The sequence below is a fragment of the Devosia sp. MDV22-iso42 genome (assembly GCF_058629155.1).
Genome location: NZ_JBZVWR010000014.1, coordinates 107,669 through 127,226, shown reverse-complemented (window position 1 = coordinate 127,226; position 19,558 = coordinate 107,669). Strand labels below are relative to the sequence as shown.

The window sequence follows — 19,558 nt, the reverse complement described above, 5'->3', positions numbered from 1 at the left end:
GATTGAACTGCCGGCTATAAAGCCGCCTTTCCCCTCCCCACCCCTGGCCGACGGTGAGGATGGCTGTATTGGGCGACAGCTCTTCGCCCCCAGGCACCCTTTTCCAACATTCCTGCCATCCTTGGCCCAAATTTCCCCCTTCGCGCCTTGTCCGCCCGGCCGCGATTTGTCATGACACCGCCCAACAGCCCGGAGTCTGCCATGAAAATCCTGGTCGCCATCAAGCGCGTCGTCGATCACAATGTCCGCATCCGCGTCCGCCCCGATGGCACCGGCGTCGAAACCGCTGGCGTGCGCCTGTCGATGAACCCCTTCTGCAAGCATGCGGTGGAAGCCGCCGTGCAGCTAGCCGAAGCCGGGCAGGGGCAAGAAAACGTCACAGAGGTGGTTGTCGTCTCCATTGGGCCCAAAGGCGCTACCGACGTCATCCTCACCGCCCTGGCCATGGGCGCCCATCGCGGTATTCTGGTCGAAACCGATGCCGAGCTCGAAACCCTCACCATTGCCAAGCTGCTGGCCAAACTGGTCGCCGAGGAACAGCCGGACCTCGTCCTGCTCGGCAAGCAGGCCGTCGACGATGACAGCAATCACGTCGGCCAGATGCTCGCCGCCCTCACCGACCTTCCCCAGGCCACCTTCGCCTCCGCGATCAAGCTGGTGGGGGAGGGGATAGAGGTCACCCGCGAGATCGATTCCGGCCGCGAAACCCTGTCGCTGCCGCTGCCGGCTATCGTGACCGCCGACCTGCGCCTCAACACGCCGCGCAATGCGGCCTTGCCCATGGTGATGAAGGCGCGCTCCAAGCCGCTCGCCGTCCGCCCGGTCGCCGAGTTCGGCGTCGATCTCGCGCCCCGCCTCACCATCGAAAAGATCTCCCCGCCCGCCGAGCGCGTGGCAGGAAGGACCGTCGGCTCGGTTGCCGAGCTGGCTGCCTTCATCGCCGAGGACGTTTCCCAGATGGAGGCCCTGTAATGAGCGTATTGGTCATTGCCGATCATGATGCCGGCATTCTCTCGCCCTCCACCGCCCGGGTCATCGAGGGCGCTTCCGTGCTGGGGCCGATCGACCTTCTGGTCATCGGCGATCACGCCCAACAGGTCGCCGCGGCGGCCGCCACGCTCGCCCATGTTCGGAAAGTACAAGTTGTTTCCGGCATTTCGGCGTCCGATGCCGACACATCGGTTATCGAAATGCTGGCTCAAAGTTATCAGTACGTTATCCAGAGTGCAGGAAGTGTGGGTAGGGATCGCATGCCCCGTCTGGCCGCCAGGCTCGATCTGATGCCCGTCACCGACGTGGTCGCCATTCTCGGGCCCAATCGCTTCGAGCGGCCCATCTATGCCGGCAATGCCGTCCAGACCGTCACCGACAACCAGCCAACGCACATCCTCACTTTGCGCGCTTCGGCCTTCCGCGCCGCCGCCACCACCGACACCGCTGCGCCCATCGAAGTGCTTGATATGGCACTCAATTCTGCAGTCACACTGCTGGCCAGCCACCGCACGCAGAGCGACACGCCTGACCTCGCCACCGCCCAGATCGTCATCGGCGGCGGCGTCGCGCTGGGCTCGGCCGAGAACTTCGGGCTCATTGAACAGCTGGCCAAAAAGCTCGGCGCCGCGGTCGGCGCCACCCGCGCCGCGGTCGATGCCGGCTACGCCCCCAATGACTGGCAGATCGGCCAGACCGGCAAGATCATCGCCCCCGACCTTTACGTCGCCATCGGCATTTCCGGCGCGCTGCAGCACCTGGCCGGCATCCAGGGCGCCAGGAAGATTGTCGCCATCAATAGCGATGCGGAGGCGCCGCTGGTCAAGCTGGCCGACCTGGCTCTGGTTGGCGATCTCTTTGAAATCGTTCCACAATTGATTGCCGAACTGGATCATCTCGGCATTTCCCGCTGAGCCGCGTAGCGATTGCAAATTCTGCCCCGCCGCCTATAACAAGCCCGCCTCCCACCGGAACGACTCCCATCATGTTCGAGACTCTCACCAAGGCCCCCGGCGACAAGATTCTGGCGCTCATGGGCGAATACGCGGCCGATCCGCGCCCCACCAAGATCGATCTCGGCGTCGGCGTCTACAAGGACGAGCAGGGAACCACCCCGATCATGAGCTCGGTGAAAAAGGCCGAGGCGCGCATCCTGGCCCAGGGCAAGACCAAGACCTATCTCGGCATTGCCGGCAACAAGGGCTTCGGCGCTGCCGTGCTCGATCTGGTGCTGGGCGACAGCATCGACCGCGCCCGCGTCCGCATCGCCCAGGCCCCCGGCGGCACCGGCTCGCTCTGGGTGCTGATGCAGCTGATCAACCGCGCCCGCCCCGGCGCCACCGTCTGGGTTTCCGACCCGACCTGGCCCAACCACAACCCCATCGCCGAAAATTCCGGCCTCGTGGTCAAGACTTATCCCTATTTCGACACCCAGACCCGCGGCGTCAAATTCGCCCAGATGCTGGCCGCGCTCGACGGCCTGGGCAAGGACGATGTGGTGCTGCTGCATGGCTGCTGCCACAACCCCACGGGCGCAAATCTCACGCCCGATCAATGGGATATGGTCGCCTCAAGCCTGGTCCGCACCGGCGCTTTGCCCTTCATCGACCTGGCCTATCTCGGCTTCGGCGATGGCATCGACGCCGACGCCTATGGCACGCGCAAAATCTTGTCCACGGTGCCCGAAGCTTTGGTAGCATTCTCGGGGAGCAAGAATTTCGGGCTGTACCGCGAACGCATCGGCGCGGCCATCCTGGTGGCGCGCGACGGGGCCGAGGCCGATATCGCCCAGTCGCAATTGCTCAACATCATCCGCGGCGCCTATAGTCAGCCGCCCGATCATGGTGCCGAGATCATCCGCACCATTCTCGAGGACGCCGAGCTGCGCGCCGAATGGGAGACCGAGCTCGACCTGATGCGCAACCGCATGATCGGTCTGCGCGAAAAGCTCAGCGAGGCGATCCGCAACAAGTCCAATTCGGCCGATTTCGACTTCATCGCCGCCCATCGCGGCATGTTTTCGCTGCTCGGGCTCGAAAATGGGGTGGTTGAACATTTAAAAGCCGCCAACGGCATCTATATGATTGGGGACAGTCGCATCAATGTCGCCGGCATCCCCGAGGATCGCGTTGGCGACCTGGCCGATGCCTTGCTGGCCGCCATCAAATAGGTCCGGTCCGGGCCTTGCGGCAAGTCATTGCCGTGCTACACCTTTTGCCCGACGGGCAAGTTTGACGACAATTAGGAGGGAACCATGAAGTTCTTTGTCGATACTGCGGAAATCAAGGACATCAAGGAGCTCTATGAGACCGGTCTCCTCGACGGCGTGACCACCAACCCGTCGCTGATCGCCAAGTCCGGCCGTGACTTCAAGGAAGTCATTGCCGAAATCTGCGCGCTGGTCCCCGGCCCGGTCTCGGCCGAGGTCGCCAGCCTTGAATATGACGGGATGATCGCCGAGGGCGAGCACCTCGCCAAGATCGCCGACAACGTCGTCATCAAGCTGCCTTTGACCTTGCCTGGCCTCAAGGCCACCAAGTACTTCTTCGACAAGGGCATCAAGACCAATGTCACGCTGTGCTTCTCGGCCAACCAGGCCCTGCTGGCTGCCAAGGTCGGCGCCACCTATATCTCGCCCTTCCTCGGGCGCCTCGATGACATCAATCTCGATGGCGTCGAGCTGATCGAGAACATCCGCCAGATCTACGACAACTACGGTTTCGAGACCCAGATCCTGGCCGCCTCGATCCGCTCGCCCAACCACGTCACCCAGGTTGCCCTGGCCGGTTCCGACGTCGCCACCATCCCACCCGACGTGATCCGCAAGCTGGCCAACCACCCGCTGACCAATGCGGGCATCGAAGGCTTCCTCAAGGACTGGAAGGCCACTGGCCAGTCGATCCTCTAGGATCGACGCGACCAACCAGGAACGCGTTGTCACCCCGGCGCAGGCCGGGGTCCATCCTGAGCAAAATCTGCGCGGTTAGATGTCAGGATGGATCCCGGCCTGCGCCGGGATGACACGGTGGTCGTTGCGCCACCGCACCAACCGAAAGCCGCCCCCATGGCCGATACCGATCTTGCCGCCGCCATCAAGTCCGCGCTCGCCGCTGTCGAAATCCCGGGCGGCGGTGATCTGGCTGGCTATGCCGGCCTCTCCGACATCATCGTCACGCCCTCGGCCGTGGCCTTTGCCATCGCCGTGGCGCCGGGCATGGAGGCCGCCTTCGGCCCCGCCCGCGAGGCTGCCCAGCAGGCCGCCCAGGCCGTCGCCGGCACGCGCAAGATCATGGTCTCGCTGACCGGCGGCAAGCCCCCGACCAAGGCTGGTCCCACCTTCTCGCACGGCAAGCCGGTCCCCGCCGGCAAGACCGCGGTGCCTGGCATCCGCCGCATCATCGCCGTCGGCTCGGGCAAGGGCGGCGTCGGCAAGTCCACCACCGCGGTCAGCCTGGCTTTGGCGCTGCAGGCCGAGGGTCTCAGTGTCGGCATTCTCGACGCCGATCTCTATGGCCCCTCCATTCCCAAGCTTCTCGGCCTTGAAGGCCAGCCGGCCATCCGCGATGATGGCATCTTCTCGCCCCATGCCGCCTTCGGCCTCAAGGCCATGTCGATCGGCTCCATGCTGGTCAAGGACCAGGCCGTGGTCTGGCGCGGCCCCATGGCCACCTCGGCCCTGCGCCAGCTGCTGCGCGAGACCGATTGGGGCCGTCTCGACGTCCTGGTCATCGACCTGCCGCCCGGCACCGGCGATATCCAGATTTCCCTGTTCCAGCAGGCCATTGTCGATGGCGTGGTCATCGTCTCGACCCCCCAGGACCTGGCCCTGATCGATGCCAAAAAGGCGATCGATATGATCCGCCGTTTCGAGGTCCCGCTGCTGGGCCTGGTCGAAAACATGAGCTATTTCATCGCTCCCGATACTGGCAATCGCTACGACATCTTCGGCAGCGGCGGCGCCGAGCGGGCCGCGGTCGATCTGGGCCTGCCCTTTCTCGGCGCCGTGCCGCTGGTCATGTCGATCCGGGAGGGCTCCGATGCCGGCATCCCGCCCGTGGTCGCCGCGCCGGACGGCCCGGAAGCCGCCGCCTATCGTTCCATCGCCCGTTACATCCTGGCCCGGCTGGCCGCGCCCCGTTAGGGATTTGTTAAGCCGGCTGGCGGCATTATTGTCCCATGGCCATTATCCAGAAAGTCAGCGGCTACGACGCTATCCTGATGCAGCGCGCCAAGCGTGCCGATGCGGCCGACCTTGCCGAGGCGCGCTCCGAGGCGCGTCGCGCCGCTGCGCAGAACACCCTGGCCAAGTCCGACACCCTGCGCAACACCATCGGTACTGTCACTGCCAATAGCGGGCCCGACCAGTCCAATCTTCTGGCCCGGGTCATTCAGACCCGTATGGCAGCCGAGGCCAAGGCCAAGACCGAATCCACCAAATGGTACATCTGAGCCGGCCGATCTGCCGTCCGCAATCGATTGCATAACCAGCTTTTCTGCGCTATCGCCTGTGCCCAATTCAGGGCGCAGCGCCGCTAAGGAGCGTAGATGTTTTCGATCGACCGCAAGGATTTCGGACCCCAGTTCACCTTTGGCGTCGCCACCGCCGCCTATCAGATCGAGGGCGGCCAGCGCGATGGTCGTGGTCCTTCCATCTGGGACAGTTTCTCTGCCACCCCCGGCAATGTGCATGGTGGCGATACTGGTGCGGTGGCCTGCAACCACTACGAACTCTGGCCGCAGGATCTCGATCTCATCCGCGATGGCGGCTTTGACGCCTATCGCTTCTCCTTCGCCTGGCCGCGCCTGATCCCCGAGGGCACCGGCGCCGTCAACCAGGCCGGCGTGGATTATTACGATCGCCTGGTCGATGGCATGCTCGAACGCGGCATCAAGCCCTATGCCACGCTCTACCACTGGGATCTGCCTTCGGCGCTGCAGGACAAGGGCGGCTGGATGAACCGCGACATCGCGTCCTGGTTCGCCGACTACGCCGCTCTGGTCGCCCAGAAGTTCGGCGATCGGCTCGAGGCCACCGCCACCATCAACGAGCCCTGGTGCGTCGCCTTCCTCAGCCATTATCTGGGCGCCCATGCCCCCGGCTATCGCGACAAGCGCGCCGCCGCCCGCGCCATGCACCACGTGCTGTTCGCCCATGGCACCGCCATCGACGCCCTGCGCGCCAATGGCGCCAGGAACCTGGGCATCGTGCTCAACCTCGAAAAATCCGAACCCGCTTCCGACAAGCCCGAAGACCTGGCCGCCGCCGATTTCGGCGATGCCGTGTTCAACCGCTGGTATCTCGAGGGCGTGCTCAAGGGTCAGTACCCTCAGCGCATGACCGAGTGGCTGGCCGATTACCTTCCCGCCAATTACCAGGACGACATGGCCGTCGTCTCGCGGCCGCTCGACTGGCTCGGCATCAACTACTACACCCGCGGCATCTACCAGGCCTCGGACAAGCCCGGCATCCCGGCCGAGCAGGTCAAGGGTCCGCTCGAAAAGACCGATATCGGTTGGGAAATCTACCCCAAGGGCTTGAGTGACCTCTTGGTGCGCGTCTCCAATGACTATACCAGGCTGCCCATCTACGTCACCGAGAACGGCATGGCCGAGGTCGAGGGCAGCGACGATCCGCGCCGCGTCAATTATTACGAGGAACACCTCAAGGCCGTCCTCAACGCCCGCGCCCAGGGCGCCGATGTCAGAGGCTATTTCGCCTGGTCGCTGCTCGACAATTACGAATGGGCCGAGGGCTACAACAAACGCTTCGGCATCGTCCATGTCGACTACGAAACCCAGCAGCGCACCCCCAAAGCCAGCTACCGCGCCTTTCAGGGCCTGTTGCACAATACAAGGTGAACCGGGCTTTCGGCCGGGCCGGTCGTGGTGCTAAGGGTTGGCGTTAACCGCCGACCCGGAGCCCGCCATGACTGCCAGTCCCTTTATGTCGTCACCCAAGACGGTCGATACCATCATCGATCCCGATTGGTGGCGTGGCGCCGTCATCTACCAGATCTACCCGCGCTCCTTCCAGGATCAGGACGGTGACGGCATCGGCGACCTGGTCGGCATTACCAGCCGCCTCGATTACGTCGCCGATCTGGGTGTCGATGCCATCTGGCTGTCGCCGGTCTTCACCTCGCCGATGAAGGATTTCGGCTATGACGTGTCCAACTATCGCGACATCGACCCTACATTCGGCACGCTCGAGGATTTCGACCATCTGGTGAACAAGGCCCATTCGCTGGGTCTGAAAGTCATCATCGACCAGGTCATCTCACACTCCTCCGACAAGCATGCCTGGTTCTCCGAGAGCCGGCTGTCGCGCACCAATGACAAGGCCGACTGGTATGTCTGGGCCGATCCCAAGCCCGATGGCACCCCGCCCAATAACTGGCTCTCCATTTTCGGCGGCTCCGCCTGGCATTGGGACAGCCGCCGCATGCAGTATTATCTGCACAATTTCCTGGTCTCCCAGCCCGACCTGAACTTCCACAACCCCGCCGTGCAGGATGCCCTGCTGGGCGAGATGCGCTTCTGGCTCGAGCGCGGTGTCGATGGCTTCCGCCTCGACACCGTCAACTTCTATTTCCATTCGACCGGCCTGGAATCCAATCCCGTGGTCAAGGCCGAGGATTTCAATGCGTCCACCGCCCCGGCCGTGAACCCCTATAATTTCCAGGAGCACGTCTACGACAAGTCGCGCCCGGAAAATCTGGCTTTCCTGCGCCGCCTGCGCGCTTTGCTCGATGAATATCCCGGCCGCACCACGGTGGGCGAAATCGGCGACAGCCAGCACCAGCTCGAAATCATGGCCCAGTACACCTCGGGCGATGACATGCTGCACATGGCCTATACCTTCGATTATCTGGGTGGCGCGTTCTCGGCCGGCCACTTCCATAACGCCATCGAACTGACCGAGGCCCAGGCGCCCGACGGCTGGATCTGCCTGGCCTTCTCCAATCATGACGTGGTGCGCCATGTCAGCCGCTGGGCGGTGCACGGCCAGGAAGCTGCTTTCACCCGCCTGGCCGCCACGCTGATCCTGTCCATGCGCGGCTCGGTCTGCCTCTATCAGGGCGAGGAACTTGGCCTCAAGGAGGCCGAACTGTCCTTCTCCGACCTGGTCGATCCCTATGGCATCGAGTTCTGGCCCGAATTCAAGGGCCGCGACGGCTGCCGCACCCCCATGGTCTGGCAGGCCCATGTCCGCAATGGCGCCTTCTCGACCGCCGAGCGCACCTGGCTGCCCGTGCCCGCCGAGCACCTGACCCATGCGGTCGATACCCAGCGCGACGTCGAGGGGTCGGTGCTCGAATTCTATCGCGCCATGCTCGCCTTCCGCACAGCCCATCCCGCTCTGGCCAAGGGCAGCATCGAACTGCTGCCGCTGCAGGGCGATGTGCTCGCCTTCATCCGCCAGGACGGCGACGAACGCCTGGTCTGCGTCTTCAACATGGCCGAAGCCGCCGCTGCCTATCGCCTGCCCGATGGCATGCAGCCCACCAGTGCCGACTGCCCCGGCGTCATCGCCGCGGTCATCGATGGCGAAATCGATCTTGAACCCTTCGGCGCCTATATTGGCGTGCTGAGCTAGTCAGATCATGACCTGCCCGGCGAACGGCACCTCCCCCGTTAGGGGGAGGTAGGCAGCGGGCGCGCCGCAGCCTGTCCCGGCCGGCCGATCTCGGGCAGGCGCGCCGCCACCAGGGCGCGCGTCAACGGATGCTGCGGCTGCGCGAAAATCTGCGCCGGCGGACCCTCTTCAACGATCTTGCCGGCCTCCATTACCAGCACCCGGTCGGCCATGGCTGCCACCATGTCGAGGTCATGGCTGATCAGCAGATAGGTCAGGCCGAACCGGGCCTGCAATTGCGCCAGCAGCGCCAGCACCTCGCCGCGCACCGACATGTCCAGCGCCGATACCGGCTCGTCCAGCACCACCAGCTTGGGCCGGGTCACCAGCGCCCTGGCAATGGCCAGTCGCTGCCTTTGCCCGCCGGAAAATTCGTGCGGATAGCGCGCCAGCATGGCCGCATCGAGCCCCACCGCTTCGATCGCCTCCACCACCCGCGCCACCACTGCTGCCGGCGACAGCCCCGGCTCCAGCCGCAGCGGCTCCGCCAGCGACGCGGCCAGCGTCAGCCGCGGGTTGAAGCTGCCGAACGGGTCCTGGAACACCAGCGACACGTCGCGCCGCAGGGACCTGGGCAGGTCCTTGCCGCGATAGCTCTGCCCGCCCAGCACGATCCTGCCGCCGCTGGCGCTGTCCAGCCCCACGATGATCTTGGCCAGGGTGGTCTTGCCGCAGCCCGATGGTCCCACCAAAGCCAGGCACTCGCCCGCGCCGACGCTGAGGCTGACGCCATTGACCGCGCGCACCGGCATGCGGCGCCACCACAGTCCGCCGCCCTGCCGATAGGTGCGCGTGACCCCCTCGACCCGCAGCAGCGTTTCGCCAATCGGCGCACGTGCCAGCGCGGGCAGGTCCAGCCGCGACGCCGCCACGAGCCGCTGCGTATAGGCTTCGCGCGGCGCCCCGAACACCGCCTCCGCCGGGCCGCTCTCCACCACGCGCCCCTCATGCATCACCAGCACGCGCGAGCACAGCGCCGCGACGGCCTTGAGGTCATGGCTGATGAACAGGAGCGCCATGTGCCGGCGCGCGCAGATATCGGCGATCAGGTCGAGCACGCGGCGCTGGGTGACGAGGTCCAGCGCCGAGGTCGGCTCGTCGGCAATCAGGATGTCGGGTTGTCCGGCCAGCGCCATGGCAATCATCGCCCGCTGCCTTTGCCCGCCCGACAGCTGGTGCGCAAAGCGCTCGCCCTGCCGCTCGGTCAGTCCCACTTCAGCCAGCAGCTGCGGCACGGCGCTGTCGGTCATGCCACCGGGGTTGAGCGCAATCGCCTCGGCAATCTGCGCCGCTATCCGCATCAGCGGGTTGAGCGCCGTCATCGGCTCCTGGAACACCATGCCGATCCGCCTTCCGCGCAGCCGGGCCATCTCGCGTTCCGACCGGGGCAGGGGCGCCCCGTCCAGCCTGATGCTGCCGCCCATCTCGGCGCCTTCGGGCAACAGGCCGGTGATCGCCAGCGCCGTCAGCGTCTTGCCCGAACCGCTTTCCCCGATAATGCCGAAGCGCTCGCCCTGCGCCAGCGCCAGGCTGACATCGGCCACCGCCTCGCTGGCGCCAAACCGGACCGACAGGCCCTCTACCTCAAGCAACATTGGTCTGCACCTGTCGCAGGCGCGGATCGATGGCGTCGCGCAGCCCGTCTCCCGCCAGGTTGAGGCCGATCACGATCAGCACGATGGCCAGGCCCGGCGCCAATGTCAGCCACGGATGGATCAGGAACACCCCCTGCGCATCGCGCAGCATCAGGCCAAGGCTGGTCGCGGGCGGCTGGGTCCCCAGGCCGATATAGGACAAGCCCGCTTCCGCCAGAATGCCCAGCGACATCTGGATCGTGCCCTGCACGATGATCAGGCTGATGATATTGGGCAGCAGGTGACGATAGGCGATCATCGTATTGCCCAGCCCGGCCAGCCGCCCGGCGGCGACGAAATCCAGCGTCGCAATGCTCAGCGCGCCGCCGCGCGCCACCCGGGCGAAGACCGGAATGTTGAAGATGCCGATGGCGATGATGGCGTTGAGCGCCCCCGGCCCGGTCAGTGCCGTGATCAGGATGGCCACCACCACCGCGGGAAAGGCAAAGATGAAGTCCGACAGGCGCAGCACCAGCCATTCCACCGGCCCGCCCCAGGCCGCCGCTGCCAGCCCCAGCGGCACGCCCAGGCCGACCCCGATCGCCACCGCAACCGCAGCGACCATGAAGCTGGTCAGCGTGCCGGCCATCAGCAACGAGACCATGTCGCGGCCCAGATTGTCGGTGCCCAGCCAGTGCTGGCCCGTCACCCCCAGGAACCGCCTTCCGATATCGATCTCGGCGATCGGAAACGGCGTCCACACCAGCGACGCCAGCCCCAGCAGGGCAAACAGCAGCGTCGCGCCCATGCCCACGACCAGGCTGGGATGGGCCAGCAGCCGCCTCATGCACCCGCGCCTTCGCGCAGGCGCGGATCGACCAGGCCATAGGCCAGGTCCGTCAGCAGCATGGTCAGTGTCACCGCGATGACCAGGATCATCGTGGCGCCGCGCACCAGGATCAGGTCGCGTTCCGAGATCGCGGTAAAGATCAGCCGCCCCAGCCCGGGCAGGTAGAACACGTTCTCGACGATGATCGTCCCCGCGATCAGGAAGGCAAATTGCAGTCCCAGGATGGTCAGCACCGGCAGCAGCGCATTGCGCACGCCGTGCCGCCACACCGCCTCACCCATGGTCAGTCCCTTGGCCCGGGCCGTGCGGATGAAGTCCTGCCCCGTCACATCCACCAGTGCCGTGCGCATCACCCGCGCCAGGATTGATGCCTGCGGCAGCGCCAGCGCCAGGCTGGGCAGGACGAGGCTGCGCAGGGCGGCGCCGGCATTCTCGTGCCAGGGCGTGAAGCCGCCCGGCGGCAGCCAGCGCAGGTTGACCGCAAACAACAGCGCCAGCAGCATGCCTAGCCAGAAGCCGGGCACGGCAATCCCGGTCTGGGCCAGCACCATGATGGTGGTGTCGAGCGCCTTGCCGCGCCGGCGCGCCGCCAGGATGCCCAGTGGCAGCCCCACCGCCATGGACAGGCCCATGGCAAACAGCGCCAGCGGCACCGTCACCCCCAGCCGCCCCCAGATCAGCGCCGCCACCGGGGCCCGCTGCGTATGGCTCATGCCGAAATCGCCACCCAGCATGCCCCAGACCCAGCTCAGGAAGCGGGCAGGAGCCGGGGCGTCGAGCCCCATCTGCTGGCGCAGCAGTTGCACGGCTTCGGGCGTGGCATTGATGCCCAGGGTGAACTGGGCCGGATCCCCCGGCAGCAGGTCGAGCAGCCAGAAGATGGCCAGGGCCGCCACCAGCAGCGTCACGGCAAAGCCGACCAGCCGACGAAGGATGAAAAGGATCATGAAAGCTTCAGGGACCGCGAATACCCACCTGTCATCCCTCCCCACAGCGGGGAGGGAGACGATGGGGTCTCGCTCAAGCGCACAATCATGGCCGCGCGCCAGGCGGGCTTCCCTCCCCCTTGTGGGGAGGGAATGAGGGTGGGGGTCTTCACACCCACAAAACCACGCGCGCTATTCAGTCCACTTGATGTTGCGCAGCACCACGCCCTCGATGGGGGCATTCTGCCAGAAGCCCTCGATCTTGCTGTTCCACACCCCGATCTGCGGCAATTCGAACAGATAGCCATTGACCGCATCGCGGGCGATGATCTCTTGCGCCTCGATGGCGAGGGCCTTCCGCTCGGAATCGTCTGTGGTGGCATTGAGGGTGTCGATCAGCGTGCGGAATTCGGCATTGTCATAGCCGAAATAGTAGTCGGGATTGGCATAGATGCCAATGTCGAACGGCTCCACATGGCTGATGATCGACAGGTCGTAGTCCTTGTTGGTGAAGACGTCCTCGATCCACTGCGCCCATTCCACATTGATCAGCTCCACCCGGATGCCCACTGCCGCCAGCTGGCTGGCAATGATCTGCCCCGAAATGCGGGCATAGGGCGGTGGCGGCAGCTTCAGCGTGGCGCTGAAGCCGTCCGCAAAGCCGGCCTCGGCCAGCAGGGCCTTGGCGGCTTCCGGATCGTAGGCATAGGTGCCGGTCAGGTCCTGGTAATAGGGATGGTGCGGCGCGAAATGGCTGCCGATCGGCACGCCATAGCCGTCGGTCGTGCCATCGATCACCGCCTGCCGGTCAATGGCATGGGCAATCGCCTGGCGCACCTTGAGGTTGTCGAAGGGTGGCTTCTTGTTGTTGGTCGCCAGGATGGTCTCGCCCTCGGTCGAGCCGACCGTCACCTGGAACTGCGGATTGCCCTCGAACAGGGCAATGGTATCGGCGGCCACATTGTTGGCGCCGTCAATGTCGCCGGCCAGCAGGGCATTGGTCTTGGTTGCCGAGTCGGCGATGAACACGTAGGTGGCCTTGGTCAGTGCCGGTTTGTCGCCCCAATAGGGCCCGTATTGCTGCAGCATCAACCGGCTGCCCCGGTCCCACTGCGTGAAGGCGAAGGGGCCGGTCCCGATCGGCTCGACGGCATTGTTGGCGGCGCTTTCGGGCGCCACGATCACCGCATCGCCGCGGCCGAGATTGAACAGGAACAGGCCGTCGGGCTGGCTGAGCGTGATCTTCACCGTCAGCGGATCGATCACTGTGACCTCGGCAATGCTGGCATAGAGCGCCTTCTGCGCATTGGCGCTGTCCGCCGCATTGATCCGCTCCAGGCTGAACTTGACGTCCTCGGCATCAAAGCTGCTGCCGTCATGGAAGGTCACCCCGTCATGCAGGGCAAAGGTATAGGTCAGGCCATCCTCGGAAATGGTCCAGCTCGCCGCCAGTCCGGGCTGTACCGCTCCGGTCTGGTCGATACGGGTCAGCCCCTCGAAGACGTTCTGATACACCACCTCGTCGATGGCTGCCGCCGCGCCCGCCGTCGGGTCCAGCGCCGGCGGCTCCAGCGTCACGCCGATGCGGATTTCGGTCGGCTGCGCCAGGGCTCCGCCCACCAGGGTCGTGCCCAGCATCATGGCCAGGCCGACAGCCTGCAACGTCTTGTTCATCAAGCGAACTCCAAGTTCTGCGGTTACCCGCCAGGCGGCTCGGGTGCGGATTGGCGCATTGCCAGCCCTTGCCCTTCCCATCAGCCGCGCCGGTGCATGAGGCACCGGCTCCCATAAGCGGTAAGCATATAGCCGAAGTCCGTTCAATAGGCAGCGGCTGCCAGGTTATACTTTCCTACGATCGCCCAGTCTCGTAGCAAGAATGACCGGGATAAGCCCGGCCAGCACGATGAACAGTGCGGGCAGCGCCGCCTGGGCGAAAAGTCCGACATTTGCCCGCGCATAGACCAGTGTCGCCAGCGTCTCCACGCCCAGCGGCCGCAGCAGCAGCGTCGCCGGCAATTCCTTGACGATTTCCACAAAGACCAGCGTGCCGGCGCTCAGAATGGCCGGCATCAGCGTCGGCAGGTCGATGCGCAGCAACAGGCCCAGCCGGCCTTCGCCCAGCACCCGGCCCGCATCGAGCATGGCGTCGCCGCGCTTCTTGATGGCCGCGTCCAGCGTCGAATGGCTCACCGCCAGGAAGCGGATGGTATAGACATAGAGCAGTGCCGCCATCGAGCCGGAGAGGATCAGCCCGGGCCGCCAGTCGGCCAGCGCCATCGTCATCCGGTTGAACCACAGGTCGGCCTGGCCCAGCGGCTGCAGCAGGCCCAGTGCCAGCACCGTGCCGGGAATGGCATAGCCCAGCGTCGCCAGCCGGATCGCCCCGCGTCCCATGCTGCCGCTGCGCTGGCTAAGCTTGGCCGCCACCAGCCCCATCACCACCGTGATGATGGCGCCCAGGCTCGCCAGAATCAGCGTCGGGATCAGCGCATTGACCGTCAGGCTCACCGTTTCGGGCAGCACCATGCGAAACGCCAGATAGGTCAGCTGGCCCACCGGAATGCCGAAGCCCAGCGCCAGCAGCATGAGGCAGAAGGCAAAGGCGCTCCAGCGCCGCATCCCCGACAGCGGCTCGCGCGCCGGTGGCACCCGACTGTCGCGCCGCGCCAGATAGACCCGGTCACGCCGGGCCCGCTGTTCGGCAGCGATCAACAGGCCAATCACCAGTACCACCGTCACTGCCAGCTGCGCCGCGCCGCCGAAATCGGAGCGGTTGATCCAGGTCGAATAGATGATCGCGGTGATGGCATTGATGCCGAAATACTGCACCGCGCCCAGATCATTGACGACCTCCATCATCGCCAGCGTCACCCCGACCACCAGCGCCGGCCGCGACAGCGGCAGCGTCACCGTGAAGAACGTGCGCATGCCGCCCGCGCCCAGCGTGCGCGCCGCGATATTGAGCGAGGCCGACTGCATCAGGAAAAAAGCCCGGCAGGCGACATAGACATAGGGGTAAAGCACGCTCGACAGCACCAGCGCCGCGCCCCACTGGCTCCTGATGTCGGGAAACCAGTATTCGCGCAGCGTCGTCGCCCCGTTGACCGCCCGCAGCGCCGTCTGCAGCGGGCCGGTAAAGCCCAGCACCTCGACATAGCAATAGGCCGCCAGATAGGTAGGCACGGCCAGCGGCAGCACCAGCGCCCAGTCAAACAGCCGTCGTAGCGGAAACTCGTAATGCGTCACCAGCCAGGCGGCGATCAGGCCGACACAGCCCGTCAGCACCCCCACCGAGGCCATCAGAAGCGCTGTCTCGCGCAGGGCGGTCGGCAGCATGGTAGCCGCCAGTCCATTGCTGCCCGAGGCGATCGAACCGAGCGCCGACCAGCCCAGCCAGACAATGGGCAGGCCCATCAGGCCGGCCAGCAAAAGCGGAACGACCGGCAGGGCCAAGGCCCTGCCGGTCTGACCATCACGGCGATCAGCGACTGCGTGCGAGATGGGTCTGTCCCTTTAGTTCTGCGGACCTTCGTTGAAGCGCAGCTCGTCGACCAGCGCTGCCGCAGCGCCGCGATTGGCGGCCACTTCGGTCAGCGGCACGGGCGACGGCTTCAGCGTACCCCAGCTGAGTACCAGATCGTTGATCGGCGCGCTTGCCACCACCGGGAATTCATAATTGGTGTCGGCATAGATGCCCTGCGCCTCGTCCGACAGCAGGAAGCCGATCAGCTCATTGGCATTGTCCGGGTTCGGGGCATGCTTGGCGATGAAGCCGCCGGCCACGTTCACCTGCGTGCCGTTCTCCTCGGCATTGGGATAGATGATCCGGGCGGCATTGGCCCAGTCCTTCTGCTCCGGCTCGGCCTCGTTGTTGAGCATGGCGCCCATGTAGTAGGTGTTGACGATCGCCAGGTCGCAGGTGCCGTCAAGGATGTTCTTGACCTGGCCGCGGTCATTGCCGTCGGGGGCAAAGGCCAGGTTGTCGCGCACCTTGGTCAGCCATTCACGGGCCTTGTCCTCGCCATTGACGGCGATGTAGTGCGCGATCAGGCCGATATTGTAGGCATGGTCGCCCGGACGGGTGCAGAGGCGCCCCTTCCATTCGGACCCGGCAATGTCCTCATAGGTCAGCGCCGTGGCGTCGACCCGGTCCTTGGAGACATAGAAAACCCGGCTGCGCAGCGAAAGTGCCGTCCAGTTGCCGTCATCGTCACGGAAGGCGGCCGGCACGCGCTCGGCCAGCGCCGGATTGGTGATGGGCTGCGTCAGATCCTGCTCCTCGGCACCGACCAGATTGCCGATATCGACCGTCAGCACCACGTCGGCAGGCGACAGCTCGCCCTCGGCGGCCAGGCGCTCCAGCAGGCCATCGCCGGCATAGAGCACATTGGCCTTGATCCCGGTCTCGGCGCTGAACCGGTCCAGCAGCGGCTGCAGCAGGCTCTGCTCGCGATAGCTGTAGATGTTGACTTCACCGCTCTGGGCAAAGGCGGGGGCGGTAGCGCCGGCCATGGCGACCGAGGTCAGCAGGGCGGCGGCAAGGCGTGTGGAATGGGTCATGGCTTTCTCCAGGGCGCAATGGGCGAGGTCATGCCTCAGTGCCGCCTTCTGGCTCAATGTGCCGGCCAAGTCAATATTAGTAAATGAAATCAATGACTTGAATACTAGAAACGTTCAAAACTACGCGAAATTATGACAGTGAAATCAGACTATTAGCTGATCTGCGCAGTCCACTTTTAGTGCTGCGGCAAAATCGCCAGCCGACCTATTCGGCGATGTCTGTGGCGTCGATCCGCTCCACCAGGTCGGCGGGGATCTTCAGCGTGAACAGCATGCCCTGCTCGCCCGCCGGATCGACCGTCAGCGAAAACGCATTGACCGCCAGCAGCGAGCGGGTCAGCGCCAGCCCGACGCTGGAGCGCACCGGCGCGCGCATCTTGCCGTCGCGGTCGAGCCCGTCGCGGAACACCACGAAGCGTTCTGCCATGTCCACGGCATTGACCGAATTGTCGCGCACATGCACGGCAATCCCGCCATTGTCTGCGGGCTGCGCCGAAATCACCACCGCCCCGCCATTGGGGCTCTGGTCGATGGCGCTGGCCAGCAGGTTCAGCACCGCCTGCTCCAGCGAGGCACGATCGGCGATCAGCCGGGGCAGCGATTCGGAGATGGCATTGCGCACGAATACCCTGGCATTGCTGGCCTGCTGGCGGATGCGCAGCACGCAGCTTTCCAGCAGCTCGGTCAGGTCGATGCTGGCGCGCTGCGGCAGATAGCGACCGTCGCGCAGCCGTGCATAGTCTTCCAGCTCATCGACCAGCGCGGCAATGTCCTGCCCGGCGGCGCTGATATCGCGCGCATAGGCCAGCAATTGCGCGGTGTCCGCTGCGCCCGCGCTGGCGCCGATCAGGTCGGCAAAGCCGATGATCGAGTTGAGCGGCCGCCGGATGCCGCGGCTGATCCGTCCCAGCAGCGCCGGATCGACATCGCTGGGTCCCGTCAGCCGCGCCGGGGCCGCCTCGTGGCCGCGCACCAGGCCGAAATAGCCCGTCACCAACCCGGCCTGGCCCTGCGCAAACAGGGTGATTTCGGCGCGCCCCGAACCGGACTGCAGCTTCAGCCACGGCCGTTCGGTTTCGGCAAAGCGCGCCGGCCGGTCGAGAAACGCGCGCAATGCCGCCACGTCGCCGCCGGCGATCAGGCTGGTCAGTGGCTTGCCGTCCACCAGGCCGGTCTGGCCCAGCAGGGCGGCGGCCTTGGGCGTCAACCGGCTGACCACGCCGGTCCGCGTCGCTTCGAAGAAGCCGTCGCCGCGCACTTCGGCCAGGGCCTGGGCAAAGGCATTGACGGCGCCCTCATGGCCGGTGCGCACTTCGGTCGTGCTGGCCGACAGCATCAGGGCGGGGCGCCCGTGCCAGGAGATCGATTGCAGCCGCGCGGTTACCGGCACCATGGTGCCGTCGCGCTGCACCAGATGGTTGACCGGTCCGGCTTCCTGCCCCTCGGGGCCGGCGGCAGGAAAGACGGCAGCCAGCCCGGCCTGGCGCAGCGCCTCGACCGATTCATAGCCCACCATCTCGGTAATGGCGCGATTGGCAAACAGCACCTGCTGGTCGCGGAACACCAGAATGCCCAGCGGCAGCCGGTTGAGTACCAGCGTCTCCCCGCCCAGGCTGATCAGCGCCGCGCTGCGCTGCGTCGCCGGCATGCTCGGCTGCGGCGCGGGGCCGCCATCGCCGACCCGGTCATTGAGAATGCGCGACAGCTCGTCGAAATTGTAGCGCGACACCCGCTCGACGATCTCGGGGTCAGTCGTCGGCGGGGGCGCAATCTCGGCCAGCGCCGCATTGAGGCGCTCGGCCGCATCCGGTTCTTCCGGCAGGGCGGTATCATCGGCAGCGTCGAGCCGGCCCAGGTCGGCCAGGTCCGCCTCAGCGTCCGTCTGCGCTGTCGCCGCCAGGTCATCGGCCATCAAGCCGCGTCCGGTCACCTTGAACAGGCCGCCAGGCGCCTCCAACTCTGTGTCGTCGGTGATCGGCGCCGCGGACTCATCGGCTTGCTCGGGGGCCTTTGTCACCGGGCCATCATCCGCCTCGGTCAGCGGCGCGTACAGCGCCTCGTCCGCGGCCATCCGGTCCACCAGGCGGCTGAGCCGGTTGCTGGTCGGATTTGCCTCTGCAGCCACTTCGGGTACAGCTTCACTCTCGACGTCCGGCGCCGTCTCCACCAGGCTCAGCTCCGGCGGGCCATCCTGGTCGGCGGCGCGCCAGCTGTCGAGTTCTTGCGCATAGGCCGAATCGTCACCCGCGTCGGCTGCTGTTTCCCCTGATTCTTCCGGGCCTGGCGCGTCCGGCTCGGCCACGCCGTGGTCAGCTTCCGCCGTCCAGGCCGCGGCATCGGACAGTCCCGCGTCGTTCTCGTAGGGCGCCTGCGTTTCGCCGCCATCGGTCAAAAGTTCACCCTGCACAGGCTCATCCTGTGACTCGCCCGGCCCGGGCGCGTCCACGACCGCTTCACTATCCGACGCGGCACTCGCCATCCCGGCATCCAGGGGCAGCCTCTCGCTTCCCTCGCCCGGCTGCAGGGCCTGAGCCTGCGCCGCGGCGGCCAGAATCTCGTCGGCAATGGCGTCCACGCCGACGATCAGCAGCACGCTCTGGCCGTCCTGCCAGGTCAGCGGCGTGGTGGCGCAGGTGCTCGATGTCGGCTTGTCGCCGGCCAGGAACTGGATGCGCGCCAGGCTGGTGCGGCCAGGCGAGCCCAGCCTTATATTGCGCGCCACCTGCCCCTTGATCGGCACGGCCGGGGGCGCCAGTTTCAAACCATGCTTTTTCAGCTTGGCCAAGAACAGGCCGGCGGCCCGGTTCTGCCAGATCAGCGTCAGTCCGTCATGGGACCATAGCCAAGCCGGCCGCTGGTCGTCGGCATGCTGCAGCACACGCGGTGCATGGGGCAATGTGGTCCACTCAGCATTCATAAGCTGCCGTCTTCTCCATTCCGGGACGGTGGCCAATTGTACCAATCCGGCACACTTGTTCCCGAAACCTTAAGCTTTCTTCAATATAGGGCGGGGTCCGCAGGG

15 protein-coding genes are annotated in these 19,558 nt (G+C 65.6%); 8 read left to right on the top strand and 7 right to left on the bottom strand.

Annotation, left to right across the window (positions count from 1 at the left end):
* The first annotated feature begins 201 nt into the window (after nucleotides 1-201).
* The 8 genes from AC4NN3_RS17705 to bglA all read left to right on the top strand — a co-directional run bounded on the left by AC4NN3_RS17705 (nucleotide 202) and on the right by bglA (nucleotide 8,587).
* Nucleotides 202-972, top strand: a complete 771-nt coding sequence (locus tag AC4NN3_RS17705) for an electron transfer flavoprotein subunit beta/FixA family protein (protein WP_491928407.1) — start codon at nucleotides 202-204, stop codon at nucleotides 970-972.
* Nucleotides 972-1,904 carry an electron transfer flavoprotein subunit alpha/FixB family protein gene (locus AC4NN3_RS17700; protein WP_491928406.1) on the top strand — a complete coding sequence of 311 codons (933 nt, stop codon included), beginning with the start codon at nucleotides 972-974 and terminating at the stop codon, nucleotides 1,902-1,904. The genes AC4NN3_RS17705 and AC4NN3_RS17700 overlap by 1 nt, the downstream gene beginning before the upstream one ends.
* Before the next feature lie 71 nt (nucleotides 1,905-1,975).
* Nucleotides 1,976-3,160, top strand: a complete 1,185-nt coding sequence (locus tag AC4NN3_RS17695; RefSeq protein WP_491928405.1) for an amino acid aminotransferase — start codon at nucleotides 1,976-1,978, stop codon at nucleotides 3,158-3,160.
* 84 nt (nucleotides 3,161-3,244) lie between these two features.
* Nucleotides 3,245-3,898 carry a fructose-6-phosphate aldolase gene (gene fsa / locus AC4NN3_RS17690; RefSeq protein ID WP_491928404.1) on the top strand — a complete coding sequence of 218 codons (654 nt, stop codon included), beginning with the start codon at nucleotides 3,245-3,247 and terminating at the stop codon, nucleotides 3,896-3,898.
* Nucleotides 3,899-4,054: 156 nt separating this feature from the next.
* Complete coding sequence (locus AC4NN3_RS17685; RefSeq protein ID WP_491928403.1) at nucleotides 4,055-5,131, top strand: Mrp/NBP35 family ATP-binding protein; 1,077 nt, start codon at nucleotides 4,055-4,057, stop codon at nucleotides 5,129-5,131.
* 35 nt (nucleotides 5,132-5,166) lie between these two features.
* Nucleotides 5,167-5,439, top strand: coding sequence for a hypothetical protein (locus AC4NN3_RS17680; protein WP_491928402.1), 273 nt, complete (start codon nucleotides 5,167-5,169; stop codon nucleotides 5,437-5,439).
* Between the two features lie 96 nt (nucleotides 5,440-5,535).
* Nucleotides 5,536-6,849 carry a GH1 family beta-glucosidase gene (locus tag AC4NN3_RS17675; RefSeq protein ID WP_491928401.1) on the top strand — a complete coding sequence of 438 codons (1,314 nt, stop codon included), beginning with the start codon at nucleotides 5,536-5,538 and terminating at the stop codon, nucleotides 6,847-6,849.
* Nucleotides 6,850-6,916: 67 nt separating this feature from the next.
* The gene (gene bglA / locus AC4NN3_RS17670; protein ID WP_491928400.1) at nucleotides 6,917-8,587 is read left to right on the top strand and encodes a beta-galactosidase BglA; all 1,671 of its coding nucleotides are present in this window, start codon (nucleotides 6,917-6,919) and stop codon (nucleotides 8,585-8,587) included.
* Between the two features lie 38 nt (nucleotides 8,588-8,625).
* Here bglA and AC4NN3_RS17665 read toward each other — a convergent pair whose 3' ends face one another.
* The 7 genes from AC4NN3_RS17665 to AC4NN3_RS17635 form a co-directional block, all read right to left on the bottom strand.
* Nucleotides 8,626-10,221, bottom strand: coding sequence for a dipeptide ABC transporter ATP-binding protein (locus AC4NN3_RS17665; RefSeq protein WP_491928399.1), 1,596 nt, complete (start codon nucleotides 10,219-10,221; stop codon nucleotides 8,626-8,628).
* A complete protein-coding gene (locus AC4NN3_RS17660) occupies nucleotides 10,211-11,047 on the bottom strand; it encodes an ABC transporter permease (RefSeq protein WP_491928398.1) in 837 nt (278 codons plus the stop codon). Before AC4NN3_RS17660 ends, AC4NN3_RS17665 begins: the two co-directional genes overlap by 11 nt.
* Entirely contained in the window at nucleotides 11,044-11,997 is a 954-nt protein-coding gene (locus tag AC4NN3_RS17655; protein WP_491928397.1) for an ABC transporter permease, read from the bottom strand. The genes AC4NN3_RS17660 and AC4NN3_RS17655 overlap by 4 nt, the downstream gene beginning before the upstream one ends.
* A gap of 171 nt (nucleotides 11,998-12,168) precedes the next feature.
* Nucleotides 12,169-13,650 carry an ABC transporter substrate-binding protein gene (locus AC4NN3_RS17650; protein ID WP_491928396.1) on the bottom strand — a complete coding sequence of 494 codons (1,482 nt, stop codon included), beginning with the start codon at nucleotides 13,648-13,650 and terminating at the stop codon, nucleotides 12,169-12,171.
* Between the two features lie 165 nt (nucleotides 13,651-13,815).
* Nucleotides 13,816-15,429, bottom strand: a complete 1,614-nt coding sequence (locus AC4NN3_RS17645) for an ABC transporter permease (RefSeq protein ID WP_491928395.1) — start codon at nucleotides 15,427-15,429, stop codon at nucleotides 13,816-13,818.
* Between the two features lie 60 nt (nucleotides 15,430-15,489).
* Nucleotides 15,490-16,536 carry an extracellular solute-binding protein gene (locus AC4NN3_RS17640; RefSeq protein ID WP_491928394.1) on the bottom strand — a complete coding sequence of 349 codons (1,047 nt, stop codon included), beginning with the start codon at nucleotides 16,534-16,536 and terminating at the stop codon, nucleotides 15,490-15,492.
* A 205-nt stretch (nucleotides 16,537-16,741) separates the two neighbouring features.
* Nucleotides 16,742-19,453 (bottom strand): sensor histidine kinase, encoded by a 2,712-nt coding sequence (locus tag AC4NN3_RS17635; protein ID WP_491928393.1) that lies wholly within the window; start codon nucleotides 19,451-19,453, stop codon nucleotides 16,742-16,744.
* Nucleotides 19,454-19,558: the final 105 nt, after the last annotated feature.